Annotated in this window: 22 protein-coding genes; 14 read left to right on the top strand and 8 right to left on the bottom strand. The window is 58.5% G+C overall.

Annotation, left to right across the window (positions count from 1 at the left end; translation table 11 throughout):
• Positions 1 to 9: 9 nt before the first annotated feature.
• The 3 genes from VWY75_RS00565 to VWY75_RS00555 form a co-directional block, all read right to left on the bottom strand.
• Positions 10 to 1554, bottom strand: a complete 1545-nt coding sequence (locus VWY75_RS00565; RefSeq protein ID WP_416538064.1) for a BCCT family transporter — start codon at positions 1552 to 1554, stop codon at positions 10 to 12.
• 62 nt (positions 1555 to 1616) lie between these two features.
• A complete protein-coding gene (locus tag VWY75_RS00560; protein ID WP_416538063.1) occupies positions 1617 to 2606 on the bottom strand; it encodes a membrane dipeptidase in 990 nt (329 codons plus the stop codon).
• Positions 2607 to 2743: 137 nt separating this feature from the next.
• Positions 2744 to 4195 (bottom strand): aldehyde dehydrogenase family protein, encoded by a 1452-nt coding sequence (locus VWY75_RS00555; RefSeq protein WP_416538062.1) that lies wholly within the window; start codon positions 4193 to 4195, stop codon positions 2744 to 2746.
• A 110-nt stretch (positions 4196 to 4305) separates the two neighbouring features.
• Between VWY75_RS00555 and VWY75_RS00550 the strand changes: the two genes are divergently transcribed.
• Together VWY75_RS00550 and VWY75_RS00545 are read left to right on the top strand one after the other, a co-directional pair.
• Positions 4306 to 5202 carry a LysR family transcriptional regulator gene (locus VWY75_RS00550; RefSeq protein WP_416538061.1) on the top strand — a complete coding sequence of 299 codons (897 nt, stop codon included), beginning with the start codon at positions 4306 to 4308 and terminating at the stop codon, positions 5200 to 5202.
• Positions 5199 to 6206 (top strand): GlxA family transcriptional regulator, encoded by a 1008-nt coding sequence (locus VWY75_RS00545; RefSeq protein WP_416538060.1) that lies wholly within the window; start codon positions 5199 to 5201, stop codon positions 6204 to 6206. Before VWY75_RS00550 ends, VWY75_RS00545 begins: the two co-directional genes overlap by 4 nt.
• 21 nt (positions 6207 to 6227) lie before the next feature.
• On the opposite strand, the gene VWY75_RS00540 is transcribed toward VWY75_RS00545, so the two are convergent.
• The 4 genes from VWY75_RS00540 to VWY75_RS00525 are packed head-to-tail and all read right to left on the bottom strand — an operon-like array spanning position 6228 to position 11318.
• On the bottom strand, positions 6228 to 6791 hold the full coding sequence (locus VWY75_RS00540; protein WP_416538059.1) for a sarcosine oxidase subunit gamma: 564 nt from the start codon (positions 6789 to 6791) through the stop codon (positions 6228 to 6230).
• Positions 6784 to 9750: a sarcosine oxidase subunit alpha family protein gene (locus VWY75_RS00535; protein ID WP_416538058.1), complete on the bottom strand. Its 2967-nt coding sequence runs from the start codon at positions 9748 to 9750 to the stop codon at positions 6784 to 6786. Before VWY75_RS00535 ends, VWY75_RS00540 begins: the two co-directional genes overlap by 8 nt.
• Positions 9747 to 10055, bottom strand: a complete 309-nt coding sequence (locus VWY75_RS00530) for a sarcosine oxidase subunit delta (RefSeq protein WP_340547678.1) — start codon at positions 10053 to 10055, stop codon at positions 9747 to 9749. The genes VWY75_RS00535 and VWY75_RS00530 overlap by 4 nt, the downstream gene beginning before the upstream one ends.
• Before the next feature lie 12 nt (positions 10056 to 10067).
• Complete coding sequence (locus VWY75_RS00525; protein WP_416538057.1) at positions 10068 to 11318, bottom strand: sarcosine oxidase subunit beta family protein; 1251 nt, start codon at positions 11316 to 11318, stop codon at positions 10068 to 10070.
• Positions 11319 to 11632: 314 nt separating this feature from the next.
• Here VWY75_RS00525 and VWY75_RS00520 point away from each other — a divergent pair, with 314 nt between their 5' ends.
• The 7 genes from VWY75_RS00520 to VWY75_RS00490 are packed head-to-tail and all read left to right on the top strand — an operon-like array spanning position 11633 to position 17301.
• Positions 11633 to 12580 carry a DUF6282 family protein gene (locus VWY75_RS00520; protein ID WP_416538056.1) on the top strand — a complete coding sequence of 316 codons (948 nt, stop codon included), beginning with the start codon at positions 11633 to 11635 and terminating at the stop codon, positions 12578 to 12580.
• Positions 12581 to 12591: 11 nt separating this feature from the next.
• Positions 12592 to 13377, top strand: coding sequence for an HpcH/HpaI aldolase family protein (locus VWY75_RS00515; RefSeq protein ID WP_416538088.1), 786 nt, complete (start codon positions 12592 to 12594; stop codon positions 13375 to 13377).
• Between the two features lie 3 nt (positions 13378 to 13380).
• Positions 13381 to 14280: a hypothetical protein gene (locus VWY75_RS00510; RefSeq protein WP_416538055.1), complete on the top strand. Its 900-nt coding sequence runs from the start codon at positions 13381 to 13383 to the stop codon at positions 14278 to 14280.
• A 32-nt stretch (positions 14281 to 14312) separates the two neighbouring features.
• Positions 14313 to 15188, top strand: coding sequence for an NAD(P)-dependent oxidoreductase (locus VWY75_RS00505; protein WP_416538054.1), 876 nt, complete (start codon positions 14313 to 14315; stop codon positions 15186 to 15188).
• The gene (locus VWY75_RS00500) at positions 15175 to 15807 is read left to right on the top strand and encodes a flavin reductase family protein (protein WP_416538053.1); all 633 of its coding nucleotides are present in this window, start codon (positions 15175 to 15177) and stop codon (positions 15805 to 15807) included. The genes VWY75_RS00505 and VWY75_RS00500 overlap by 14 nt, the downstream gene beginning before the upstream one ends.
• Position 15808: 1 nt before the next feature.
• On the top strand, positions 15809 to 16675 hold the full coding sequence (locus VWY75_RS00495) for a fumarate hydratase (RefSeq protein WP_416538052.1): 867 nt from the start codon (positions 15809 to 15811) through the stop codon (positions 16673 to 16675).
• Complete coding sequence (locus VWY75_RS00490) at positions 16672 to 17301, top strand: fumarate hydratase C-terminal domain-containing protein (RefSeq protein WP_416538051.1); 630 nt, start codon at positions 16672 to 16674, stop codon at positions 17299 to 17301. The genes VWY75_RS00495 and VWY75_RS00490 overlap by 4 nt, the downstream gene beginning before the upstream one ends.
• An 8-nt stretch (positions 17302 to 17309) precedes the next feature.
• On the opposite strand, the gene VWY75_RS00485 is transcribed toward VWY75_RS00490, so the two are convergent.
• Positions 17310 to 18086: a DNA-binding transcriptional regulator gene (locus VWY75_RS00485; protein WP_416538050.1), complete on the bottom strand. Its 777-nt coding sequence runs from the start codon at positions 18084 to 18086 to the stop codon at positions 17310 to 17312.
• Positions 18087 to 18331: 245 nt separating this feature from the next.
• On the opposite strand from VWY75_RS00485, the gene VWY75_RS00480 reads away from it, so the two are divergent.
• From VWY75_RS00480 to VWY75_RS00460, 5 genes are read left to right on the top strand one after another with little or no spacing between them, the layout of a single operon-like run.
• Complete coding sequence (locus VWY75_RS00480; protein ID WP_416538049.1) at positions 18332 to 19471, top strand: TAXI family TRAP transporter solute-binding subunit; 1140 nt, start codon at positions 18332 to 18334, stop codon at positions 19469 to 19471.
• A 3-nt stretch (positions 19472 to 19474) separates the two neighbouring features.
• A complete protein-coding gene (locus VWY75_RS00475; protein WP_416538048.1) occupies positions 19475 to 21448 on the top strand; it encodes a TRAP transporter permease in 1974 nt (657 codons plus the stop codon).
• Positions 21441 to 22643, top strand: a complete 1203-nt coding sequence (locus VWY75_RS00470) for a pyridoxal-phosphate-dependent aminotransferase family protein (protein WP_416538047.1) — start codon at positions 21441 to 21443, stop codon at positions 22641 to 22643. The genes VWY75_RS00475 and VWY75_RS00470 overlap by 8 nt, the downstream gene beginning before the upstream one ends.
• Complete coding sequence (locus VWY75_RS00465) at positions 22640 to 23536, top strand: 3-keto-5-aminohexanoate cleavage protein (protein ID WP_416538046.1); 897 nt, start codon at positions 22640 to 22642, stop codon at positions 23534 to 23536. Before VWY75_RS00470 ends, VWY75_RS00465 begins: the two co-directional genes overlap by 4 nt.
• A 3-nt stretch (positions 23537 to 23539) precedes the next feature.
• Complete coding sequence (locus VWY75_RS00460; protein ID WP_416538045.1) at positions 23540 to 24607, top strand: dihydroorotate dehydrogenase; 1068 nt, start codon at positions 23540 to 23542, stop codon at positions 24605 to 24607.
• Positions 24608 to 24678 lie beyond the last annotated feature (71 nt).

The raw sequence follows: 24678 nt of genomic DNA, 5'->3' as shown, positions 1-24678 counted from the left end.
GGCAGCTATTCAGTTCTCTTTGCCTTTTGCCAATGTGATGCGCAGAGCATCCCAGAGCGATGGCAGAAGAATGAGCGACACCGGAACCGCGGTGACCACGATGAAGCTCTGTAGTTTTGATACGCCACCGGAACCGACGGAGATCAAAATGATCGCCATCACACCCATGGCGATGCCCCAGAAAACACGTACAGCGATGCTTGGTGTGTCGCCGTTGGTCATTGTAGCGGAAATCACGTAGCTCATCGAATCTCCGGTCGTGGCCACAAAGATCGTGGTCAGGATCAAGAACAGGATTGAGATCAAGAAACCCATCGGCAGATTGTTCGTGATTGCCAGCAGTGCCGCAGGCAGGTTGAAGCCTTCGAAAGCTGCGGAGATGGTGCCGGGCTCAGCCAGTTCCATCGCAATGCCCGTGCCCCCGATGATGGTGAACCAGAAGTTGGTCACGATGGGTGCGATGATCGACAGCATGATGATGATGGACCGGATCGACCGTCCGCGTGACACGCGGGCAATGAACATAGCCATCAGTGGCCCGTAGCCCATGAACCAGCCCCAGAAGAACACGGTCCACCATCCCAGCCAGCCGGGAGCGCCGAATATGCCTGCATCACCGCGATAGAGCGCCATCTGGAAGAAGTTGCCCAAATAGGTCGTAAAACCTGAGAAGAACGATCCGAAGATGAAACCGGTAGGCCCGGCAATGAGCACATAGACCAGCAACACGGCGGCCAGGATCACATTGATCTTGGACAGCATCTGGATGCCTCGCGACAGGCCGGTCATCGCCGAGATCGTGTAGAGTGCCACCAATGCGCCGATCACCACGAACTGAGTGGCAAAAACGTCCGGGATGCCGAAGAGATCGGAGAGACCATAGCTCACCTGAAGCCCAAGAAAGCCGATCGGACCGACGGTACCCGCTACCACGGCGATAATCGATGATGCGTCGGCGATCACCCCGATGGGGCCGTTGATAGCCTTGTCCTTGAACACCGGATAGAGCAGCGTCCGGGGGGCCAGCGGCAGGCCCTTTTCATAGTGATAATGCATCAGCATGACCGTGGAAAGCGAACCGAGGATCGCCCATGCCAGAAACCCCCAATGCATGAAGCTTTGTGCGATAGCGGGGGTAACGGCGGCTTCGCTACCGCCTTCGGCCCCGTAGAGGGGAGGCGAGTAGAGGAAATGCGCAATAGGCTCCCCGGCCGCCCAGAACACGCCACCACCAGCAAGCAGAGTACACATGACCATGGATCCCCACTGGAATGTGGTGAATTCAGGCGCGGCCAGCCCGCCGAGAATAGCGCGCCCACCGGGCAGGACGCAGAGCAGCAAACCGATCAGAAAGGTCGCAAGCAGTAGAATTTGCCAGTACAGGCCAAAATAGGTCGCCGAGATGTTGAACCCCCAGTCGACCAGTGCCGACAGCCCGTCAAGATTGACCAGTGCTGCGGCACAGAATAGCGCGATAAAACCGCCTGAAAGCAGAAATAGCGGCTTGTTGATCCGGCTCTCCTGCGGTGTTGTCTCCATAGATGTCTCTGACATCTTTCCCTCCCATTGGTTGGCCCGCGCACTGGTCGGGCCGATATTTCTGTCTATCCCGGTCTTTAATCCCCCGATTTTGGACCGAAATTCTCTTCAAAGAAGCGATACCAGTTGCCTCCCATGACAGCTGATACCTCGTCGTTGTTCATGCCGACCTTGCGCAGCCCGTCTTCGATATTTCCGAAGTCGCGGTTGTCTTCGAACCAGCTGGGCATTGGCGGGAAACCCGGCGCGGATTTGGAGCCTTCGCCGTAGTCGATCTCCCTGGTCCAACGACCCACACGCATCCATTCGACGACGCTGTCCGGCTGGTCCTGGCAAAGGTCAGTGCCGATCCCGAGATGTTCAACGCCGAATTTCTCGGCGGTTCGGGCAATCATCTCGCAGAAGCTTTGCAGCGTGCAGTTGGACTTGTCCTTCAGGTGATGCGGATAGACCGAGAAGCCCAGCATCCCGCCGTGGCCGGTCACTGCGCGGATGACATCATCCTTCTTATTGCGCAGGGCCGGCGACCATTCATGCGGGTTGGCATGAGTAATGGCGATCGGGCGGCTGGAAATTTCCGCTGCTTCGATGGTGGAACGGTCGGCGGAATGGCTCATGTCCACGACCAGGCCGACCCGGTTCATCTCCTTGATCACCTGCTTGCCCATGCGGGTGATGCCCATGTCCTCGGCCTCATAACACCCCGTCGCCAGCAGCGACTGGTTGTTGTAGGTGAGCTGCATGAATCGGGCGCCCAGCGTGTGCAGGATCTCCACCAGGCCGATGTCGTCCTCTATCGGCGAGGGGTTCTGGAAACCGAAGAACACAGCGGTGCGGCCGGTTTCGCGGGCCTTGTCGATATCAGAGGCCCACTGCCCCTTCATGATCAGATCCGGGTACTGCTCGAACCAGCGGTTCCATTTCTCGAAGTTCAGGACCGTCTCGCGGAAGGTCTCATGATAGGCAATGGTGACATGGATTGCGTCCACGTTGCCCTCGCGCAGCTGGCGGAAGATTTTTTCCGACCAATTGGCATATTGCAGGCAGTCGATACGATATCCGGTCATTCAAGCACCTCGGTTTTCAAAGTCCACTACCCGGCCTGTAATGCCAGGCAGGATGCGCCCGCCTCGGGGGAAACAAGGAGGGCGGGCGCGTCCGCAAACTGGCAGGCCGACGATGCGGCACTGCCAAGAATTCAGTCTCAGACCGGCTTGCCGGCGCTGATGTAGGCGGTTTTGACGGTGGTATAGAACTCCGCCGCTGCCTTACCCTGCTCGCGCGGGCCATAGGAACTGTCGCCGCGGCCACCGAAGGGCACGTGGTAGTCGGTGCCTGCGGTTGGCAGGTTGACAGTGACCACACCGGTGCGCGCGTTGCGGCGGAAGTGGGTGGCGCGGGCCAGTGACTGGGTGACAATGCCCGAGGTCAGGCCGAAGTTGGTGTCATTCACCACCGACAGCGCCTCGTCATAGCTGCCGACCTTGATCACGCTGGTCAGCGGCGCGAACATTTCCTCGCGGTTGATGCGCATGTCGTTGGTGGTGTTGAGGAAAACGCCAGGGGACATGTAGAAGCCCTCGTGCGGCATCTGCAGACGCTGGCCGCCGCAGGCGAGTTCTGCACCTTCGGATTTGCCCAGATCGACATAGGCCAGGTTCTCGTTCAGCTGCTGCTCGCTGACCACCGGCCCCATCTGCACGCCCGCTTCCAGCGCGTGGCCCACTTTCATGGCCTGTGCCCCGGCGACAAGCTTGTCGACAAAGGCATCATGAATGGCTGTGTGGACCACGAGCCGGGAGGAGGCTGTGCATTTCTGTCCGGTGCCGCCAAAGGCGCCACCGAGGGCCAGCGTGACGGCCAGATCCAGATCTGCGTCGTCCATCACCGCCAGCGCGTTCTTGGAGCCCATCTCCATCTGCACCTTGGTCAGGTTCTGGATGGCGGCGGCAGCAATCCCTTTGCCCACCGGCACCGAGCCGGTGAAGGAGATCGCGTTCACTTTGGGGCTTTCGACCAGACGCTGGCCGATGGAACGGCCGGAGCCCATGACCAGCGAGAACAGGCCCTTGGGGATATCCTGCCGGTTGATGATCTCGGCCAGTGCGACGGCTGATGCCGGGGTGATGTTGGCCGGTTTCCACACCACGGCGTTGCCATAGCAAAGCGCCGGCGCGATTTTCCAGGAGGCGGTAGCGGTCGGGAAGTTCCAAGGGCTGATGATCGCCACCGTACCGACCGCTTCCCGGCGCACATCCACCTCGATGTCGGGACGCACGGAGTCGGCGTTTTCTCCGATCTGGCGCAGGCATTCGGCGGCGTAATAGGTGAAGAACTGGCCGGCGCGGTAAACTTCGCCTTTACCCTCGGCCAGCGGCTTGCCTTCTTCACGGCTCAGGAGCGTGCCGAGTTCTTCGGCGCGGGCCATCATCTCGTTGCCTATTGCGTTCAGCACGGCCTGCTTACGCTCAAGCCCATAGGCTGCCCATTCACGCTGGGCCACCTGCGCCTGATCCAATGTCGCATCCAGTTGATCGGCGCTGGCCTGCGCGAAGATACCAACGAGGTCGCTCAGATCCGATGGGTTGCGGTTCTCAACTTCGCTCTCACCAGCCAGCCATTCACCGGCAATCAGGTTCTTTTGGATATCAGTCATGGTCGGAGGCCTCACACAGAATTCAGTTTCCATGGGTATGGACATGCGCGGCCACTTCAATCAAACTCAAATTACTGAACATCATTTCAGAAACTCTGAAGTTAGTGCTCATGGCTTTGAAAATTGAATTGCTCCGCGGTTTTGCTGCAGTCGCTCGAAGTGGAAACCTGAGTGATGCTGCCGGTATTCTTGGGCGCACGCCCTCTGCCGTATCGATGATGCTCAAGCAGCTGGAAACCCATCTTGGCGAACCGCTGTTTGAAACCGACCGTAAGAACAGGCTGACCGCCCTTGGGGCCTTTGTGCTGGAACAAGCAGAGCGCGAGTTGCAGCAATACGATACGATGGTCAAAGCCATAGAGGGCTATGCCAAGGCCACCCACGGACATGTCCGCATAGCCACGGTTCCATCGGTCGCCGGCACCGTCATGCCCTTGGTCTTTTCCAGGTACATCAACGATTTCAAGAATGTAGATATTGAGTTGCGAGATATGGACTCGATCTCGGTTCTGCATGAGCTGTCCCGTGAACGCATCGACATCGGCATTGCAACACTGGGCCAGAACAGCTCTGGATTGCACAGCCAGCATCTGCTGTCGGATGCGTTCGGAGTGATCTGCGCACCCAGTCACCCGCTGGCGCAGGAGCAGGGGAAAATCGAATGGGAGATGCTGCGCAACGAAAGGCTGATCGCCAATAGCCTGTCGGCCAGCATCAAGTCGGAGCAATCCAGAGAGCTGCACGACAGGGCGCTGTTGAAGGCACAGAACCTGACCTCCATCATGGCTATGGTGCAGGCTGAAATCGGGGTAACTATTTTGCCGGAGATGGCCGCGCGAGCCGCGAATGCGACGGGGCTGGCGTTCCGACCATTGGCTGATTCGCTTGCGACTCGCCAGATCCACCTGCTTCGCAAAACCGATACGGCGCTGTCTCCTGCGGCCCGTTTGCTGGAAAAACACATCCTGAGCTGTGCTGCCGAATTGACCAAAGGAGGCCTGTCGTGACCCTAACCAAGACGCCGCTTACGCTTGGCATTATGATCTTTCCCGGTTTCCCTATGGCTTGCCTGACGTCTTGCATCGAGCCGCTAAGGGCCGCCAATGAAATCGCGGGGAAGGAGGCGTTTCGCTGGACTGTTGTTGCCGAAACAACGGAGCCGGTCGCGTCCTCGGCAGGGGTGACGTTCAGCCCGGATCGTATGCTGGCCGATCTTACGGATCACGATTATCTGTTCTTTGCGGCGGGTCCTAATGCGCGCTTTGATCAATCGGCGCGTGCCAATGCCGCGCTCCAGCGGCTTACCCGGAAAAAGACCCGACTTGGCGCCTTCAGCGGGGGGGTGTTTCCGCTGGCACGCACCGGTTTGGTCGGGAGCGACCCGCTCTCGGTTCACTGGTGCTATGAGGCTGCTTTTGAAGCGGAATTTCCTGAGATCGAGAGGCTGAGCACAGTGATCTGCGATGAGGGGGCTTTCACCACGATTTCCGGGGCGACGGCGGTTTTCGACTATATGTTGACCTTGATAGAAGACCATCTGGGCGGCGATATCATGGCCGAAGTTGCCTGCTGGTTTCAGCATCCATATGTGCGCAGCGCCACGACGTCGCAAAAGACACCCGCGTTTTCAACAGCCAAGAGCAAGGATCTGTTGCCCAAGAAGGTGACGCAGGCCATTGAACATTTTGCCGAGCATATCGAAGACCCTATTCAAATCAGCGATGTAGCAAATGCCATTGGTGTATCGGCGCGATCCCTCGAACGCAGTTTCAAGGAGGCGACGGGTCAGAGCCCGCTGAAATACTATCGGATGATGCGGATGAATCAGGCGCGGCAACTGGTGCTGTATTCCAGCACCTCGGTCACCGAAATCGCCTATATGGTAGGTTACAGCACGCCGGGCGCGTTCCTGCGGATCTACCGCGAGAGCTTTGGCGTCACGCCGATCAATGATCGTCGGGCGAAAAACTCCCTCCGCGTAAAAAGCGGCGACGCCCTGCCTGCGGGATAGGACACCGCAGACAGGCGGGTTTTACGCGATGGAATGAGCTGCGCTGATAAGCGCGTGGTGAAGGGAAGCCGCGGAGGAGCGCGGTCCCAATACTGCGATGTGATCCTCTGCCCGGCGCCAGAGGAATACGCCGAGATGTTCCAACGTTCCCCGAATAACGCTCCCTGTTGCCATATTGCGCACAGGTGCATTACTGAGCCGTTCGAACAGATCGCAGAGTGTCGGACCGGTGACATCGAAACGGCACCAGCCATCGGTCTGTTCGACCACCGAGGCAGCCGCACCCACCACTTGTTTCAGATCACGCGCCAGCAATTCATGGCGGTCATGCGGGGCCGAGATCATCCATTGAGCGGGTCCGGTCCAAAAAACGGAGATACCCCCCGAGTCTGAAGATGTGCCGGCATCTGGAAGCGTCATGCCATGCGCCGAACCAAGAGCCGCCCGCAGTGCCGTTTCCTGATCTTTACGCGCTGTAGTCGAGGCCAGGGCCTGGTCTGTCACCTCTGAGATGGTCAGGTCGCCGACCCGGTCAATCCGGGCCGTATCGCTGCCAAGTGGGCTGATTGGACTGAGCTTATGCACGGAGCTTCTCCCCTTCCGGGTCAACAAAATGTGGGCTGACAATCTCAACCAGGACTGTTTGGTTTTCCAACGGGTTCACAAGGCGCAGCCGTTCTCCTGTGCGGTCCGACCCACCTTTGACAAAAGCCAGGCCAATCGCGCTTTTCAGGATGGGTGAATAGGCCGCGGAGGTGACATATCCCTGATCATGTGCCGCATCCACGGGGCCGTCGGCTGCCATCAGATGCCCCCCGGCAGGCAGGCTGTCGCTGCTGTTGACGGGGCGAAGCCCTACCAGATGCAGCGCCGCTTCGGTATTCATCCCCTCGCGTCGGCTGAGGACATTGCCAATGCAGTCCTTGCTGGTTGAGACCATGCGCCCGAGTCCGAGGTTTAGTGCGGATGTTGTCCCGTTCAGCTCATTGCCGGCGGCGTGTCCTTTTTCGATCCGCATGACACCCAGAGCTTCTGTGCCATAGGGGGTCACGTCGAATTCCTCACCGGCGGCCATCATTTCCCGCAGCAGCGCGTCGCCATAGCGTGTCGGCACCGCGATTTCATAGGCCAGCTCACCGGAGAAGGAGATCCGGAACAGTCGGGCGCGGCATCCGCCGCAGACGGTGATTTCGCCGCAGCCCATGAAGGGAAACGCTTCGTTTGAGATGTCAAATTCTGGGTCGACAACCTTCTGTAGCAATCTCCGCGCATTTGGCCCGGCGACGGCATATTGTGCCCAGGCCTCGGTTGTCGAAATCAGTTGAACATCCAGATCCGGACACAGGCACTGACGCACGAATTCCATATTGCGATAGACCAGAACCGCATTGGCCGTGGTTGTGGTGACGACAAAATGATCCTCTGCAAGACGGGCTGCAGTGCCGTCATCATAGGCGATACCATCCTCACGCAGCATGAGCCCATAGCGCACCTTGCCAACCGGTAATTTAGCAAACCCGTTTGCATAAATCATGTTGAGGAAGGTCGCGGCATCCGTGCCCTGAACGTCGATCTTCCCCAAAGTGGTTACGTCGCAAATGCCCACCGAATTACGCGTTTGCAGCACTTCGCGGTCGACGGATTGGCGCCAATGGGTTTCACCGTCACGCGGGAACCACTGCGCGCGCAGCCAGTTGCCGACCTCAACGAACACCGCGCCTTGTTCCTCGGCCCATTTGTGACTGGGTGTCAGGCGGGTTGGGTGGAAATCCTTACCCACCGCTCGCCCCGCCAGAGCGCCCATCGCCACCGGCGTATAGGGCGGACGAAAGATGGTCGTGCCGGTTTCCGGGATTGACTTGCCGGTGAGCTCGGCCATCACTGCCAACGCGCCAAGGTTCGAGGTTTTGCCCTGGTCGGTGGCCATGCCGAGTGTGGTGTAGCGTTTCAGATGTTCCACCGAGGTGAAGTTTTCCTGATGCGCCAGCTTCACGTCCTTTACCGTCACATCATTCTGGAAATCCAGCCAAGCGCGCTTTGCGCCTTTGACCTGCCAGAACGGGGTCAGCGAGACGGGTGCGTCTTCAGCACGGGGCAGATCGGCTGCACCGGCCGAGATGCCGAGATCGGCAAGCGCCTCGATCGTTTTCTGGACTCCCCCCGCAAGGGCCTGTGCGGTGGTCATATCTCCCATAGCAGCCCCGGCGACCAGCTGACCGGTGGGCAGCCCTGCGGCCGGAACAAAAGACTGGATGGCCTCGTTCCAGACGGGGCGACCACGCTGGTGGCACGTCAGGCCCAGATTGGGATTCCAACCCCCGGACATGGCCAGCGCGTCGCAGGCGATTGTTCGGGTTTGCCCATTTGCCAGGCGCAGGGTGACAGACGTCAGGCCAAGCCGCCCCTTGGTGTCGGTAATCTCGGCACCTGCCAGAACCTCGGTTCCTGGCAGGGCTGGCGCATCCGGTCGCACGTCAATGATCGCGGGGACCTCGACACCCTTTGCCATGAGGTCACGAGCGGTTTGATGTGCATCGTCATTGTTGGCGAACACCACGACCGAATGGCCCGGGGTCGCTGCCCAGCGATTGGCATAGGCACGCACGGCGCCCGCCAGCATAATGCCGGGCCGATCATTATTTTCAAAGGCGATCGGTCGCTCAATGGCTCCCGTGGCGATCAGCGCGCGTTTGGAATAGATCCGCCAAAGGGTCTGACGCGGTTTGCCAGCTGCGGGTTTCGTCAGATGGTCGGCATTGCGCTCAACCGCACCATAGATACCGTGATCATAGGCGCCAAAGACTGTGGTGCGGGGCATCACCCGCACATTCGGGAGCGTCGCAAGCTCTGCCTGTGTCTGGGCCACCCAGTCCGGGCCTGACATATCGGACAAAGCCTGAGTTTCACTTAGCAGACGACCGCCTAGGTGACTATCTTCATCCGCGAGAATGACCTGAGCGCCAGCGCGCCCTGCGGTCAATGCTGCGGCCAGGCCGGCTGGTCCGGCGCCTATGATCAACAGATCACAGTGCAGATATCCCTTGTCGTAGGCGTCGGGATCCGCCTCACCGGTCAGGCTGCCAAGGCCCGCTGCCTTGCGGATGATCGGTTCATAGAGCTTTTCCCAGAATGCTTTGGGCCACATGAATGTCTTGTAGTAGAACCCTGCGGTCAGGAAGTTCGAGAACCGGTCATTGATCGCCATCACGTCATGTTCGAGAGATGGCCAGCGGTTCTGCGATTGGGCCTCCAATCCTGCGTAGAGTTCGATAACCGTGGCGCGCGTATTCGGTTCCTGACGACCACCGGACCGCAGTTCAACGAGGGCGTTCGGCTCCTCGCTGCCCGCGGTCAGCACGCCCCGCGGGCGGTGGTACTTGAAGGAGCGGCCCATAAGGCGCACGCCATTGGCAAGCAGTGCTGACGCCAGCGTATCTCCCTGATGGCCTTGGTAGTTCTTACCGTCAAATTGGAACGACAAGCCTGTGTCGTGGTCGATCAGTCCGCCGGACAGACGGTTTTTCAGTGCGGGGTGCGAACTCATTGCAGCGCCTCCTGCGGCGTGTTTGCGGCTCTGTTCGCAAGGGCAACATCCCGCGCCAGTTCAACCTTCAGTATCTCATGCGTGACCGTATTGCGGGTGACGACCAGCCAGGAACGATCGCCCTGTTCATGAAACCACAATTCGCGATGCTCCCCAGCCGGGTTCTGACGCAGATAGAGGTAATCATGGAATTGCTGCAGCGCGGTCTCCGAAAGCCAATAGGGGCGGTTCATAAGGCCAGCATCGCCCAGATAGGTGAATTCCTGCGCGTCGCGTGGGCCGAGTAGCGGATGGTTGATGATCATCTGGACAAGTCCTCAATGCAGGTTCGGTTGGGCGCCCTGGCCCTTTTCGTCGATCATGCGGCCAGTCATGAAGCGATCCAGCCGGTAGGCGGTTGCCGTCTCATGCGGGCGGTCTGTTTTCAGCAGATGGGCAAAGCAATAGCCCGCAGCTGGCGTGGCCTTGAAGCCGCCGTAGCACCAGCCCCCGTTGAAATAGAGCCCGTCGATATGGGTCTTGTCGATGAAGGGAGAGCCGTCCATCGACATATCCATGATGCCGCCCCAGCTGCGCAGGAGACGCGCGCGACCAAGAGCCGGGATCAGGGACATGCCGCTTTCCACCACATCCTCGACCACTGGCAAATTCCCACGTTGTGCGTAGGAGTTATACATGTCGATATCGCCGCCAAAGACGAGCCCACCCTTGTCTGACTGGCTGCAATAAAAATGCCCGGCGCCATAGGTGATCACCCCGGGAATGAAGGGCTTCAGCCCCTCGGAGACGAAGGCCTGCAGTACATGGCTCTCGATGGGCAGGCGCATCCCGGCGAGGGCCATGACCCGGCTGGAATTGCCAGCAACCGACACGCCCACCTTTCGCGCGCCAATGTAGCCGCGAGAGGTTTCGACACCGCACACCTTGCCTCCGTCGATACGCAGGCCCGTGACCTCGCAATTCTGAATGATATCGACGCCGCGCTGATCCGCGCCCCGGGCATAGCCCCAGGCCACCGCATCGTGGCGCACCGTTCCGCCGCGCCGGTGCAGCAACCCGCCCTTGATCGGGAAGCGGGCATCGTCGAAGTTCAGGAAGGGATACATGGCGCGTACACCGGCGGTATCCAGCAGTTCCGCGTCCGAGCCGTTCAGGATCATCGCATTGCCGCGGCGCCGGGCTGCGTCGCGCTGCGCATCGCTGTGGATCAGGTTCAGGATCCCACGCTGACTGACCATCGCATTGTAGTTCAGATCCTGCTCCAGGTTTTCCCAAAGCTTGAGCGAGAACTCGTAAAAAGGCTCATTGCCATCCAGCAGGTAGTTGGATCGGATGATGGTTGTATTGCGTCCGACGTTGCCGCCACCAATCCAGCCCTTTTCCAGCACCGCGATCCGCGCGCCGCCGAACTCCTTGGCGAGGTAATAGGCAGTGGCCAGACCATGGCCGCCGCCCCCGATGATGACGTAATCGTAGGCGGGCTGTGGCGCTGCATCGCGCCATTGCGGGCGCCAGCCTTTGTGCCCGCTCAGAGCTTCCTTGATCAGTCCAAACGCAGAGTATCGCATGGGGGCTCCTGTTTCTTGCCGCACCAGTTGCCGCGAATTCGAGGGATCTTGCCGATGCGCTTTCGGACAAGATTCAGGTCAGAATCGACATTCGGGGCCTGGGCCCCTCGCCAGTCTTTGCAATCTTCGATCCCGAGTGCTTGGAGGGGTCATCCTACAGGGCCGAAAGTGGCGATGATTCCGGAGCGGGTCCAGTCGGTATTGGCGGGCGAGGCGCATGAATTCCACCACGTGGAATACGGCTCTGGCGTCATGGATGCCGGTCTGGATTTACCCGATCATCGGTCCCGATTACCCACAAAAACGGTACCAAGATGACACAGAGCCAAAATCGAGAAGAGTTCCGCGCGTTGATAGCTGATGTCGATGATGTGGTTGTGGACCGCTTAATGGTCGGTGCCGTTGATCTCCACGTGCATTCAGGACCCTCGATCATGGAACGCCAGATCGACCATATTCAGGCGGTCGAGCAAGCGGCGGCTGCAGGAATGCGTGGCATCCTGTTCAAGGACCACCATTACTCGGTTACACCGTTTTTGCCCATGATGAAGCGTCTGGTCGGGGATCTGGGCGTAGCGATGTATGGCGGGTTGGTTCTGAACAACACGACCGGGGGATTCGACCCGCATGTGGTTGATTCCCAGTTGAAACATGGCGGTACGATGATCTGGATGCCGACGGCGCAATCGGCCAATCATATCCGTTCGTCCTTTCGGAAATCGCGGTTGGCGATGAATGTGAAGCTCAAGCCTCCACGGCTTTTGACCGTCGTGGACGATCGGGGGGCGATCATTGATCCGGTCAAAGAGATATTGGATTCAATTGCCGAGTTCGATGCGGTTCTGTCCTCAGGGCATCTTCACGTCTGGGAGATATGGAAGCTGTTTGAGGAAGCCAAAACGCGTGGGGTGAAAAAACTGATCGTCAATCACCCAATGTACGGGCTTCACTTTACCTACGACGACATTCGCGAGATCGCCGAATTTGGTGCGCTGGTTGAGCAATCTGCCTGCCTGTATGTTGATAGCCGCTTTAACGTGTTCGAACCGCATCTTCTGGCTGACCACATCCGCGCTGCCGGTGTCGAACATTCTTCGATCGGATCAGATTTGGGTCAGATCGACAATCCAACTCCGGTCGAAGGAATGCGACAGGCGATCAAGCTGTGCCTCGTCAGCGGCTTCAGCGAGGATGAAATTCGCCTGCTGGTGCGGGATAACCCGTCGCGTCTTGTTGGTCTGCCGCTGGCCTCCGACGTGTGAAAGGGCAGGATATGACCTATGTTAAGGGCGGATTTCGTCAGAGGTTTCTACACGAAACCAATCTGACCGGGAGTTTTCTGAAGATTGCGCATACCATGCCTGCGGAAATCCTCGGGGTGGTCGGTTATGACTTTGTAGTGGTCGACGAGGAGCACGCTCCGATTTCTCGTGAGGCCACGGATCGGATCGTTCTGGCCTGCAAGGCGGCAGATATCGGCTGTCTCGTTCGGGTAAAGAGCGCCGAACCGGCGGACATCCTGTCGGCTTTGGATTGCGGTGCAGACGGGATTCTTGTTCCGCATGTTGACACAGCACAGAAAGCCAGGGCGATCGTCTCCGCCGCGCGCTATCGCGGCGGATCGCGGGGCTATTCGCCGACGACGCGTGCGGGTCGATTTGGGGAGGTCACGCTCGCCGAGCATGTTGAAAAGGAAGACAACAGGGGCCTGGTCATCGCGATGATCGAGGATCATTTGGCGGTCGAGCAGATTGACGCGATAGTGACGACCGATGGGCTGGATGGTGTGTTTATCGGGCGCGGCGATCTGACCGTTGCCTATGGCGAAACAAAGCCCGGGTCAGAGCCTGTATTGCGGGCGACAAAAACCATCTGCGCAACGGCGCGGGCGCATGGGGTGGCGATCTGCGCCATGGCGGGTTCGGCCAAGGATGCCGGATGGCTCTGCGAACTGGGAGCGACCGCCTTCGTGCTCGCGTCTGATCAGACGTTCATCCGCGATGCGGCCCGCGCGTGGCTTGCCGAGCTTCGCAATGCCCTTCCCGCAGTACAGGAGTGACTGATGGCCTATGACAAGACAGACCCGCGGTCGGCGCTGCGCACAAAAGCCGCGGCCAAGCCCAGAACGGGGCTAGTAGCGATTCCGCAGATTGGTGAGTTCGACAGGATCGACCCCGCTGTTCGCAGCAGCGACGGCCTGACATGGTGCCTGAGAGGCCAGAACTTTGTTGTCATGCGCACCGAAGCGGAACCGGGAGGCAGTTTTACCAGACAAAATCAGTGCGACGAATACGTTGTCCTGCTGCCGGAGAACGGCGCGACGATCACTGTCGGCGGCAATTCCTGCGACGTGCCTGGGAACTCCATTGCCTTCGTGCCACCCGGCGACAGCGCAGTGATCCTTCCCGAAGGGGGGCGTTTTTTCCGGCTGTTCACCAGCCGATCAAAGGATCTGGTGGCGCTTTGCACCAATGGTGACGCGTATCAATCGCTGCGCAGTCATATTCCGCCCTTGCAAGACTGGCCTAAGCCCACCGATGGGTGGCTACTCCGGCATTACTCGTTGGATGTCCCGCCAGAGCCGGGTCGATTTGGCCGGATTTTTCGATGCACCACCTTCATGGTCAATGTGCTTGATCCTTATGACGGGCCACGCGACACAACCAAAATGTCGCCACATCATCATGATGATTTCGAGCAATGCTCACTGGTGCTTGAGGGCGCTTATTCGCATCATTTGCGCTGGCCCTGGACCACGGATATGGCGGATTGGCGCCCTGATCAGGAGGTCAAAGTGGGCGCCCCGTCGGTGACCGTTATTCCTCCGCCCGTCATCCATACCAGTCGTGCGACGGGTGCTGACAGAAACGCAATGGTTGATGTCTTCTGTCCCCCGCGTGAGGATTTCAGTCTGAAACCCGGTTGGGTGTTGAATGCGGCTGACTATCCGATGGCGGGCTGACCGGATCGGAAAAGGCTTTGAAGGAAATGGCGATGAACGAACGAGTTGGCGTTGTTGGGCTTGGCAAGATGGGCGCGGCACTTGCGGCAAGATTGGCTGAACAGGGCTGTTCAGTTTCGGGCTGGACGCGGAGCGGGGTGGACCTGGATTGGGCCGATGCGCGGGGAATTGGTGCCCCTGCCATATTGGACGATCTGGTTGCGGAGGTCGATATTGTCCTATTGTCGCTGTTTGACGACGGGGCGGTCGCGGCAGTGCTGGACCGGCTGATAACCTGTGATTTGCGTGGCAAGCTGGTTGTCGACACCAGCACGGTTAATCCGGCCACGCTGAAAGGATATGCCGACAGGATCACGGCTGCCGGAGCTGGGGTGCTGGACGCGCCTGTTTCGGGCTGGCCCAAGGTTGTCTCGATGGGACAGGCAGGCGTCTTTATCGGCGGTGAGCCTGTTGATGTGGCCCGCTTCGTGCCGGTGGCCGAACTCTTTGCAAACCGGGTTGTTCACGTCGGCCCGTTGGGCCAGGGGTTGGCGGCAAAAATAGTCAATAACATCATGCTGGCCAGCTATTGGCAGTCGCTGCGCGAAGCGCTCGGGGTAGGGCGCAGCCTCGGCCTGCCGGGTGAGTTGATGTTGGACATTCTGATAAGCGGCCCTGCAGCAAATGGTGCTCTTTCCGGGAAGTCCGAGATTATTTTGGGCAAAGAGAGCCCGGCGAGCTTTACAGTCGCCGGCATTGCCAAGGACCTAGGGGTGTTTTGCGAGGTGGCAGCCCAAGGCGGAGTCGCGACGCCAGCCTTGCAGGCTGCGCTTGAAAGCTTCACCCAGTTTCGGGATGCCGGGTATGCAGATCGCGATTTCGCGGCCATGCCGGGTGCAATTCTGAAGGATGGCAATGATGTTCTTTGAACCGTCAAAAGGGCACGGCTTGCCACATAACCCTATCTCTGCCTGCGTTGCGCCACGGCCTATTGGCTGGATTTCGACTGTGAGTGCCGATGGCATCCATAACCTTGCGCCGTTCAGTTACTTTAATCTCGTGCATAATTTTCCGCCCACCGTCATGTTCTCGTGCAATGGGTTGAAGCCGGACGGCACGCCCAAGGACAGTTGGGTCAACGCTGAGAATACGGGTGAATTCGTCTACAATGTCGCCACCTATGATCTGCGCGAGGAGGTCAACCTGTCCTCGACCGCTTGGGGCAGCGAGGTTAGCGAGATCGACGAGGTCGGGCTAGCTTCGGTCCCGTCTAGGCTGGTCCAACCGTTGCGGGTTGCGGCTTCTCCCATTCAGTTTGAGTGCAAGACCATCGAGGTGCTGCATTTGCCAACTGAACGTCCTGAGAACCCCAATACGATCGTGTTTGGCCATGTGGTTGGTGTTCATATTGACGATGCCTGCCTCACCGACGGGATGGTGGACTACAACAAGGTCAGGCACATCAGTCGCCTGGGCTATCTGGATTTCGCCGAAATGGGGCCGCGATTTCAGTTGCCTCGGGTCTACGTCAAGAAAGAACAGGATTGAGATGATCAGATACGATGCGCTGCGGCGGCTGACCGGCGATCTTTATGATTGGTCATTAAAGAAGATCCCCGAGGACACGAAAGCACGGCTTGCCGAAGCCTATGCCGAGGAAACCGGTGAGAACGCTAAGAAGGTGCTGAACTTCATGATCCGCAGTTCGGAGCTGGCCGAAGAACACGACCGGTTTTTGTGCTCGGATGCGGGTGTGCCGGTCTATTCTGTTAAGATCGGCAGTCAGGCACGGTTCGAAGGGGATGTGAAATCTGCCTTCGTCGATGGTTTTGGCGATCTTGTTGAGCGCATCGATCCGCCGCTTTTGAAATTTGTTCAGAACCCTCTGACAAACGAACGCTCCTATCAGGGCAAGGATATGCCCATCATCAACTGGGATATCGTCGATGGCGCGGATTACATTGACATCACATGTTTACCCAAGGCGCTCGGCTCAGGTCGTTGGGCGGCGCTGGAGATCTTTGTTTATCCTGGACTGGCCGATATTGAGGAGTTCATCCTCAAGACGGTGATCAAGGCCGGCTCGCAGCATTGCCCGCCCGTCATGATTGGCGTCGGTATTGGCGGGTCCTTCGATCAGGCTGCAAAAATCGCAAAGAATGCGACCTTGCGACCGATGGGTACGACAAACCCCGAGCCGATCCTGGCAGATATGGAAAAGCGTTTGCTGAAGGCAATCAACAAGCTGGGTTTCGGTCCAATGGGGCAGGGCGGCGATACGACAGCATTGGGCATCCATATCGATTATTCCGCCGGTCATGGGTTTACCCCCGTGGCAGTGTGCTTCAACTGCTGGATCAACCGTAGAACCCGCGCTCGCCTCTATAACTCAGGCAAAATCGAGCGGATCGAATGACCAATACGCAATCCCAGAGCCACGATTTGACCTTGCCGCTGCAACAGGATTGTCTGGACAGGCTTAGGATCGGTGACCTTGTCTATCTCACAGGGGATATCGTTGTAACCGTTGGTCTGCCGACGCATAAGCGGATGAAGGACTATCTGCAAGCGGGGGTTGAGCTGCCGATAGACCTCAAAGACGGTATGTTGTGTCAGGTCGGTGCTTATATCGAACAGAGTGGATCCGACAAAACATGTCGCTACATCAACCCGTCAACCAGCACGCGATTTGAGCCCCATCTGCCAGCGATCATTCGCGCCAGTGGGGTAAAGGCGATCGGTGGAAAAGGCGGTGTCGGTCCGCAGACGGTAGAGGCAATGCGCGAGATGCGCTGTGTTTATCTGTCATTTGTGGGTGGGGCCAGCGCATTGACGTCAGAGGCGGTCGAAGATGTAATCGACGTGGCGTGGACAGATCTCATCCTGCAATTTCGGCTGACGCGCCTGCGCGTGAAGCAATTGGGCCCCTTGACCGTTGGTGTCGATGTGCTTGGCAATTCTCTCTATTCCGAGTTGCAGGCCCAAGCGGATTCCCGCTTCGAGGCGCTGATGAAAGAGTTGAACGAAACCCGAGCACGTTGACACAGCTCTCAGGTCAGATCGCGGACATTGCTGGCGATCTGTTTGGCCGCATCCTGTAGCGGGCGCAGAAAGTCGCGAACGGCATCCGCGCGCCGGACGGCCGAGCGGAAATAGGTAATACCCAAAGTCCCCAGTGCGCGGCCTTCGCCAAGGATCGGAACCGCGATCGTGTTGGAGCTTTCGTTGCCGGCGGCGCGCAGCCGCTCCGCAAATCCCTGCTGCTTGATGAGGGCCAGTCGCCCTTGCAGCCCGGTTTCTGTGTCGCCTGATTGCGGCGTCTCACTCTTGCTGCGTTCGAATATCGATTTCAACAAAATGCGCTGTTCGTCCTCGGGACAGAAAGCCAGATAGGCAAGTCCCAGCCCATGAAGATCCAAAGACAGGCGCATATTCACCGTTGCGTGAAACGGTGAAATCGGGCTGTCGGGAATGGTTGAGAACCGAACCACGACATCGCCCTGATCTGGAATGGCGATTGAGACCGGCCAAGTAACCTGCTTTGTCAGGGCAATGGCATATGCACGCCCGGCTTCGACAACCAGCGGGTCATTGTGAAACCCGGCACTAAGCGACATGACCTTTGAGGTCAGAACATAGCCCGACTGGCGTTCATCTCTGCTCACATAACCCATGTGCTCCAGCGTCTGGAGCAACCGCACGATTGTCGGTTTTGCGAGTTTGGTGCGGAGATGCAGTTGAGCAACCGTGGAGCTTTTGACGCGGTTCATTTCCTCAAGCACCGCCATCGCCCGCTCGACGGATCTGACCGGAGTATACCGTACCAACAACCTGCTCCCTTATGCGATGTCTGGAACGCTTACCATATTGTTCCACACAGTGGAACAGCCCTGCGCAATCGTTGAGAGGTCGCAGGCAAGACCTGACAGTAAATCACAGGTTAACTCAGACGCTCGTCCAGGTTTTCGACCAAGAGTTTTCAATGGGGCAAAGGCCAGGGCGACTGAGTTCTAACCAGAACAAAGGGCGGAAACCGGACCGCGTAACCGACTAGGAAGTGTGAGAAATAGAAATGACCAAAACGCTTAGAATTATGGGTCCGCTTTTGGCGATGTGCCTGGGCGGTGCCGCCGCGGCGGAAGAGACCAAGCTGCCCGATACGTTGTCGTGGACAGCCTATAATGTCGGAAGCTCGGGCTATAGCCAGTCGGTTGCTATCGGCAAGGCGCTCCAGGACGAATACGGCGTTACGCTGCGCGTTGTTCCGGCTAAAAATGACGTCTCTCGCGTTGTGCCAGTGGTGAGCGGTCAGATCGATTTTGCCGCTGCCGGATCTGGCGTGTTCTATGCAGCTGAGGGCGTCCTCGGGTGGGCGAAACCGGAACTGGGACCACAACCCCTGCAAATGGTGATGAGCGCATCCGGCAACAACTGTCTCGCGCTTGGAACTGCGGCAGACGCGAATATCGTGACTGCGGCAGATCTCAAGGGCAAGCGGTTGCCTTGGGTTGTCGGTTCACCCGCGCTACAGACCAATGTGACGGCCTTTCTCGCATATGGCGGATTGACATGGGACGATGTCACCAAAGTCGAGGTAAGCGGGTTTGACGCGGCATGGAAAGCAATCCTGAATGATCAGGCCGATGCGATGACTTCATTTACCACAGGCGGCGGCACTGAAGTTGACGCGTCTCCGCGGGGTTTGCGCTGGCTTGAAACTCCACATGATGAAACCGAAAATTGGGCGAGAATGCAGGCCGTGGCCCCTCATATGGCCAAACGGATCGCAACGGCCGGTACCAACATCTCGGATGCTAACCCGTTGCAATGCAGCGGCTTTCCCTATCCAATTCTCGTGACCGCGCCGGATCGCGATGCTGAGCTTGTGATGAACATGGCAAAGGGCATCGACGAGCAGTTCGAGAGATTTGTCGCCGCCGAGCCCTCCGCCAGCGGCTGGGCCAAGGATCGGCAGAATTTCCAATGGGTCTTGCCGTATCATGAAGGAGCGGTTGCGTATTGGAAGTCGGTTGGCCTGTGGTCTGACGAAAATGAAGCGCACAACCGGTATCTTCTGAGCCGGCAGGCTGTGATCGCAAATGCGTGGCAAGACCTGGAAGACAAAAGCGCCGATGACTTCCAGAAGCGCTGGATGGCCGCGCGTGCAGATGCGCTGCGAGCGGCAAATATGCCGACAGTTTGGGATAACTGATCCATGAGTACGAAGATGGACGACCTAGAAGCGTCGGTCAGCCGTTTCCGACCTGTCGGCAATGCCTGGCTCTGGTTGCTGCGGGCAAGCACCTGCGCCGTAGTGTTTCTTTCGATCAATCAGGCCTTCAATCTGCATTTCTTTGTGGGCCATACACTTCTTGCAAATCAGTATATGTATCTGCTTTTGCTTTTGATCATCCCGTCCGTCTTCATCATCTTGCCCATTGGCAAGGCTGCGACCGACACTAGGGTGCCGTTTTACGATATCGTCCTGGCGGTCCTGACCGGATCTGTGCTGTGCTGGTTTATCGCAAACTCGCTCAACATGATGCAAAATGGCTGGGAACTCGCGGCACCCGCGCGCGCCACCTATGTTTCGATGGCACTCTGGGTCCTGATCTTTGAGGCCTCGCGCCGCGTCGGCGGCACGGCACTCGCCGTTATTGTGGGCGTCGTGTCCCTCTATCCATTGTTTGCCGATGCCATGCCCGGCCCCATTCGCGGGTTTTCCTACCCGCTGGAGACTGCGGCGGGTTACCATGCCATGAGCAACGAGAGCATTGTGGGCATCCCGATGCGGGCGTTCGCCAATCTGGTCATCGGGTTTCTGATCTTTGGTGCAGCGCTACAGCATACCGGGGCGGGCACATTCTTCATTAATCTTGCCTTTGCTCTGCTGGGACATATTCGTGGCGGGCCAGCGAAGGTTGCGATTGTAGCAAGCGGCCTGATGGGCTCGATGAGCGGCTCGGTTGTGACCAATGTCATGACCACCGGTGTGATGACCATCCCTGCGATGCGCCGTATCAAGCTTAAGGCACCCTTTGCCGCCGGGGTCGAGGCCTGCGCTTCAACGGGTGGTGTGCTGATGCCGCCAGTTATGGGCGCCACAGCCTTCATCATGGCCAATTTTCTCGAGGTCTCTTACGCCAGTGTTGCAATGGCCGCGATTATCCCGTCGTTCTTATATTTCTTCGGGCTTTTCATCCAGATCGACGCGCGCGCGGCGCGCGAAGGTATCAAGGGGCTTGAGGCCGCGGAATTGCCATCGGTGCGACAGACGCTGAAAGAAGGGTGGTTCTATATCTTTGCCTTCGCTCTCCTTGTTTATCTGCTGCTTTTCCTTCGCCGCGAAATGCTGGCGCCGTTCTATGCAACTCCAGTGCTGCTGATCATCAATCAGCTGTTCTCAAAGAACACGCGCTGGGGACGTGACGAGCTGCTTGCCTTTGTTGACACGCTGACGAAGCTTTTTGCCGAACTCGTTAGCGTATTGGCGGGGATTGGTTTGATTGTGGGTGCCCTCTCGATGACCGGGCTTGCCGGAACGTTGGTGAATGACCTGCTGTCGATCGCTGGCGGCTCGCCTATGGTGCTGTTGATCATCGGGGCGATGACCAGCTTTGTGCTTGGTATCGGTATGACGGTGACGGCGGCCTACATCTTTCTTGCGATTATTCTTGCTCCCGCACTGGTTGCGACCGGAATGAATGCAATGGCCGTCCATATGTTCATTTTTTACTGGGGTATGCTGTCGTTCATCACGCCGCCTGTTGCGCTGGGGGCGTTTGCCGCCGCCTCGGTCGCAAAGGCACCGCCAATGGCCACGGGAGTTGAGGCGATGAGACTTGGCAGCGTCATCTACTTCATCCCCTTCTTCTTCGTGCTGGATCCGGCGTTAATTCTGGTCGGCAGCCCGGGTGAAATCGTGATCGCACTTAGCATCGCGGTCTTGGGTGTGATGTGCTTTGCCAGCGGTATGCAGGGCTATCTGGCGGGTGTTGGTCGTCTGAAGCTACACGACCGGCTGCTGCTCATTGCGGGTGCGATCATCATGCCGCTCCCCGGGCACACGGTCATCCCGCTTGAAAAGCATGAAATCCTGGGTTTGGCGGGGCTTGTGATCATCCCGGTGGTGGCCTCTGCCTTTCTGCGGGAGCGGCGGCTTGGCAAGATCGAGCTAAGCCATGATTGATGCTTTCCCAAAACTGGCCGCCGGACCGGAAACCATTCTGATCCCGGGGCCGTCGATCCTTCCCGATGCCGTGCGCACGGCGATCCAGCGCCCCTCCATCGACATCTATTCCGGGCCGCTTCTCGACGTGACGGCCCGGTGCGAGGCAGGCTTGCAGAAAGCATTCGGCACATCGCAGCGGGTCGTTCTCTATGCGGCCAACGGTCATGGCGTCTGGGATGCGGCGCTTTGCAATACGTTGTCGCGCGGAGATCGAATTCTGGTCTTGGAATCCGGCCGGTTCGCGCTTGGCTGGGGAGACATGGCAGAGGCGATGGGATTACAGATCGAGATCCTGCCGGGCGACTGGCACCGACCCATCGACACCGACGCGCTGATACGGCGATTGACAGAAGACAGCGCGAACGAGATTGCCGCAATCCTTTGTGTTCAGGTCGATACCGCCTCAGGCGTCTGCAACAAGATCGGTGCCATCCGGCAGGCCATAGACGTCACTGGTCATTCTGCTCTGCTGATGGTGGATGCCATCGCGTCGCTGGGCACCATGCCATTTGCTTTCGACGAATGGCACGTGGATGTTGCGGTATCAGCGTCACAGAAAGGTCTGATGTGTCCAGCGGGACTGGGTTTCGTGGTGGCAGGACCGCGTGCATTGGCGGCCCATGCCTCAGCGGGTCTGCGGTCCCGCTACTGGGATTGGACCGCGCGAATGACGGGTGATCACTACTCTAAATACTGTGGCACGCCGCCCGAACAGCTCTTGTTCGGGCTCGCGGCAGCACTAGACATGATGGAGCGGGAGGGGCTCGGCGCGGTCTTTGCACGTCACGCAGCTCTTAGAGATGCGACACTGGCCGCAATTGGCCAATGGTCGGCGGCGGGCGCGATGGCGAATATTATAGACCCGTCTGCTCGCGCGCCATCGGTATCGGTGCTGAACTTTGCCGACACACACGCGCATAGGATCATCGCTTTCTGCAAGCAACATTGCGGTGTTACGCTGGGCCGGGGCCTGGGCGACTGGGCCAACAAGTCGATACGGATCGGGCATATGGGCCACATCAATGCACCGACCATTCTGGGGGCGATCTCAAGCATTGATTTGGCTCTGAAGGTGCTCGGCATACAGGCCGATGCACGCGGAGCAGGGGCGGCGATAGAGGCCTTGGCCAATCTGGAAGAATCCCGCCCATGACCGACCAAGCACCCTGCATAATCTGTGTGGCAATTACCGGGTCACTGCCCCGCAAGTGGGACAATCCGGCGGTTCCAATTTCAGTTGATGAACAGATCGAAAGCACCCAGGCCGCGTTTGAGGCCGGTGCCGCGATTGCGCATTGTCATGTTCGGAACCAGGACGAAACACCCAGTTCGGATCCTGAGAAATTCGCGCGCCTGATGGAAGGAATCCGCAAGCACTGTGATGGCATGATCGTCCAGCTGTCCACAGGTGGCCGGTCCGGGTCTGGCCGGACGCGGGGCGGTATGCTGTCACTGCGGCCCGATATGGCGTCGCTTTCGGTCGGATCAAACAACTTCCCAACACGGGTCTACGAAAACCCGCCCGAGCTAGTGGATTGGCTGGCAAGCGAGATGGCGGCCTACGGTGTGATGCCGGAGATTGAAGCCTTTGATCTTAGCCATATCGTAAATGCGTGCACGATGGCGCAAGAGGGTAAGTTGCATGACCCGCCTTATGTGCAGTTTGTCATGGGGGTGCGCAATGCGATGCCCGCAGACAGAGCCATATTTGATATCTACCGGGCAACGCTGCAACGGCTGTCGCCGACATCGCCGTGGTGCGCTGCCGGCATTGGCGCTGCCCAGTTGGTTGTCAATGAATGGGCAATCTCGACAGGTGGACACACGCGAACGGGTCTTGAGGATAATGTCAGGCTCGACCGCAATACGCTGGCGCCGTCGAACGCTGCACTCGTGGAGCGTGTGACAGCGCTCTGCGAAAAATACGAGCGTCCTGTAGCGACCACAGATCAGGCACGCCGCATTCTGGGATTGCGGGCGTCGACGCCAGGGCCGCAGGTCAAGGAGACTGTGTGCTCAGGGGAACGGCTGGAAGTCGGCGGGTGACGCATGGCCAAGCTTGAGACCCGCATTGGAGATCTTTGCCTGAAGAACCCGGTGATCGCGGCGCCGGGAGAACATCTGATTGATATCGAGGGGGTCCGTGCTGCGATTGAAGCCGGCGCGGGTGCGGTGGTCGGCAAATCTATCAACGAGTCGCAAGCCGCCAGGCACCAGTTGCAGCAGGCTGAATACACTTTGCTGGATCGAGACTGGAACAAGGTGGATTGGTCCGAGGATGCTCCTCGCGGACTGACGGTGTTTACCCGATCTGGGCTACCGTCACTGACGTTTGACGCTTGGCTCTTGCAAGCTGTGAGTATGGACCGTCTGGCAGGTCAACACGACTGTCTGTTCGTACCGTCACTGGTCCTGGCCCAGCCAGCCGCAGCCCTGGACATGGCGCGCGCGATCCAGGCCGCCGGGCTGAAGCTGCTGGAACTGAACATCGGTACGCCCTACGCCAGCCAGGCGGCGCGCTGTGCTGTCAGCACGGAGCTGGTCCCCGAACGGGTGGCAAGGCTCACCGGAATGATGGTTGAAGCATTAGATATTCCGGTCTGGATCAAGATCTCAGGTCAAAGCGAACGCGTAGGCGACCTCGCTGAAGCAGCGTTTTCCGCAGGCGCCCAAAGCGTGGTTATGGCAGGCCGGTCGCTTGGGTTGGTGCCTGATCTTGAAACACAAAAACCTGTGCTGGACACAAGCTGCGGTATCGGGGGGTATTGGAACCTGCCGATCACTTGCCATTGGTTGGCAACAAGCCGACGACGTCTTGGTCCGGGCTGCCCATTGATTGGCACCAACGGCGCGACAAATGGTCGGGACGTTGCCCGGATGATGCTGGCTGGTAGCAGTGCCGTAGGGCTATCCTCCGAGGTGATGCTGCGCGGCTGGAGGGTGATCACGGACGCGGTGGATGAACTGGAAGCCTATTGCGACAAAATGGGCATGTCTGCCGCCGATCTCATCGGTCGCGCCGCCGACGCACGGCGGACCTATACAGAACTGCCCACCGTCGGGGATCACTGGCGCAATTTTATCCCATCAACAGCGGATGCCGCGCCCGAGGGATGAGGAATTGCGCCCACAAGATGATTGATAATGGTAGTTATGTTAAAAATAGGATTGATTGAGTTGACAAGACA

It is taken from the genome of Phaeobacter sp. JH20_08 (assembly GCF_048056635.1).
In the GTDB taxonomy this organism is placed as follows: domain Bacteria; phylum Pseudomonadota; class Alphaproteobacteria; order Rhodobacterales; family Rhodobacteraceae; genus Phaeobacter; species Phaeobacter bryozoorum.
This window is presented reverse-complemented; position numbering and strand designations above follow the sequence as displayed.

What these genes read in the sequence shown, in the direction of transcription:
- VWY75_RS00565 (WP_416538064.1), bottom strand. Translation starts at nt 1,554, where the DNA reads ATGTCAGAGACATCTATGGAGACAACACCGCAGGAGAGCCGGATCAAC.
- VWY75_RS00560 (WP_416538063.1), bottom strand. Translation starts at nt 2,606, where the DNA reads ATGACCGGATATCGTATCGACTGCCTGCAATATGCCAATTGGTCGGAA.
- VWY75_RS00555 (WP_416538062.1), bottom strand. Translation starts at nt 4,195, where the DNA reads ATGACTGATATCCAAAAGAACCTGATTGCCGGTGAATGGCTGGCTGGT.
- VWY75_RS00550 (WP_416538061.1), top strand. Translation starts at nt 4,306, where the DNA reads ATGGCTTTGAAAATTGAATTGCTCCGCGGTTTTGCTGCAGTCGCTCGA.
- VWY75_RS00535 (WP_416538058.1), bottom strand. Translation starts at nt 9,750, where the DNA reads ATGAGTTCGCACCCCGCACTGAAAAACCGTCTGTCCGGCGGACTGATC.
- VWY75_RS00530 (WP_340547678.1), bottom strand. Translation starts at nt 10,055, where the DNA reads ATGATCATCAACCATCCGCTACTCGGCCCACGCGACGCGCAGGAATTC.
- VWY75_RS00525 (WP_416538057.1), bottom strand. Translation starts at nt 11,318, where the DNA reads ATGCGATACTCTGCGTTTGGACTGATCAAGGAAGCTCTGAGCGGGCAC.
- VWY75_RS00520 (WP_416538056.1), top strand. Translation starts at nt 11,633, where the DNA reads ATGACACAGAGCCAAAATCGAGAAGAGTTCCGCGCGTTGATAGCTGAT.
- VWY75_RS00515 (WP_416538088.1), top strand. Translation starts at nt 12,592, where the DNA reads ATGACCTATGTTAAGGGCGGATTTCGTCAGAGGTTTCTACACGAAACC.
- VWY75_RS00510 (WP_416538055.1), top strand. Translation starts at nt 13,381, where the DNA reads ATGGCCTATGACAAGACAGACCCGCGGTCGGCGCTGCGCACAAAAGCC.
- VWY75_RS00505 (WP_416538054.1), top strand. Translation starts at nt 14,313, where the DNA reads ATGAACGAACGAGTTGGCGTTGTTGGGCTTGGCAAGATGGGCGCGGCA.
- VWY75_RS00500 (WP_416538053.1), top strand. Translation starts at nt 15,175, where the DNA reads ATGATGTTCTTTGAACCGTCAAAAGGGCACGGCTTGCCACATAACCCT.
- VWY75_RS00495 (WP_416538052.1), top strand. Translation starts at nt 15,809, where the DNA reads ATGATCAGATACGATGCGCTGCGGCGGCTGACCGGCGATCTTTATGAT.
- VWY75_RS00490 (WP_416538051.1), top strand. Translation starts at nt 16,672, where the DNA reads ATGACCAATACGCAATCCCAGAGCCACGATTTGACCTTGCCGCTGCAA.
- VWY75_RS00480 (WP_416538049.1), top strand. Translation starts at nt 18,332, where the DNA reads ATGACCAAAACGCTTAGAATTATGGGTCCGCTTTTGGCGATGTGCCTG.
- VWY75_RS00475 (WP_416538048.1), top strand. Translation starts at nt 19,475, where the DNA reads ATGAGTACGAAGATGGACGACCTAGAAGCGTCGGTCAGCCGTTTCCGA.
- VWY75_RS00470 (WP_416538047.1), top strand. Translation starts at nt 21,441, where the DNA reads ATGATTGATGCTTTCCCAAAACTGGCCGCCGGACCGGAAACCATTCTG.
- VWY75_RS00465 (WP_416538046.1), top strand. Translation starts at nt 22,640, where the DNA reads ATGACCGACCAAGCACCCTGCATAATCTGTGTGGCAATTACCGGGTCA.
- VWY75_RS00460 (WP_416538045.1), top strand. Translation starts at nt 23,540, where the DNA reads ATGGCCAAGCTTGAGACCCGCATTGGAGATCTTTGCCTGAAGAACCCG.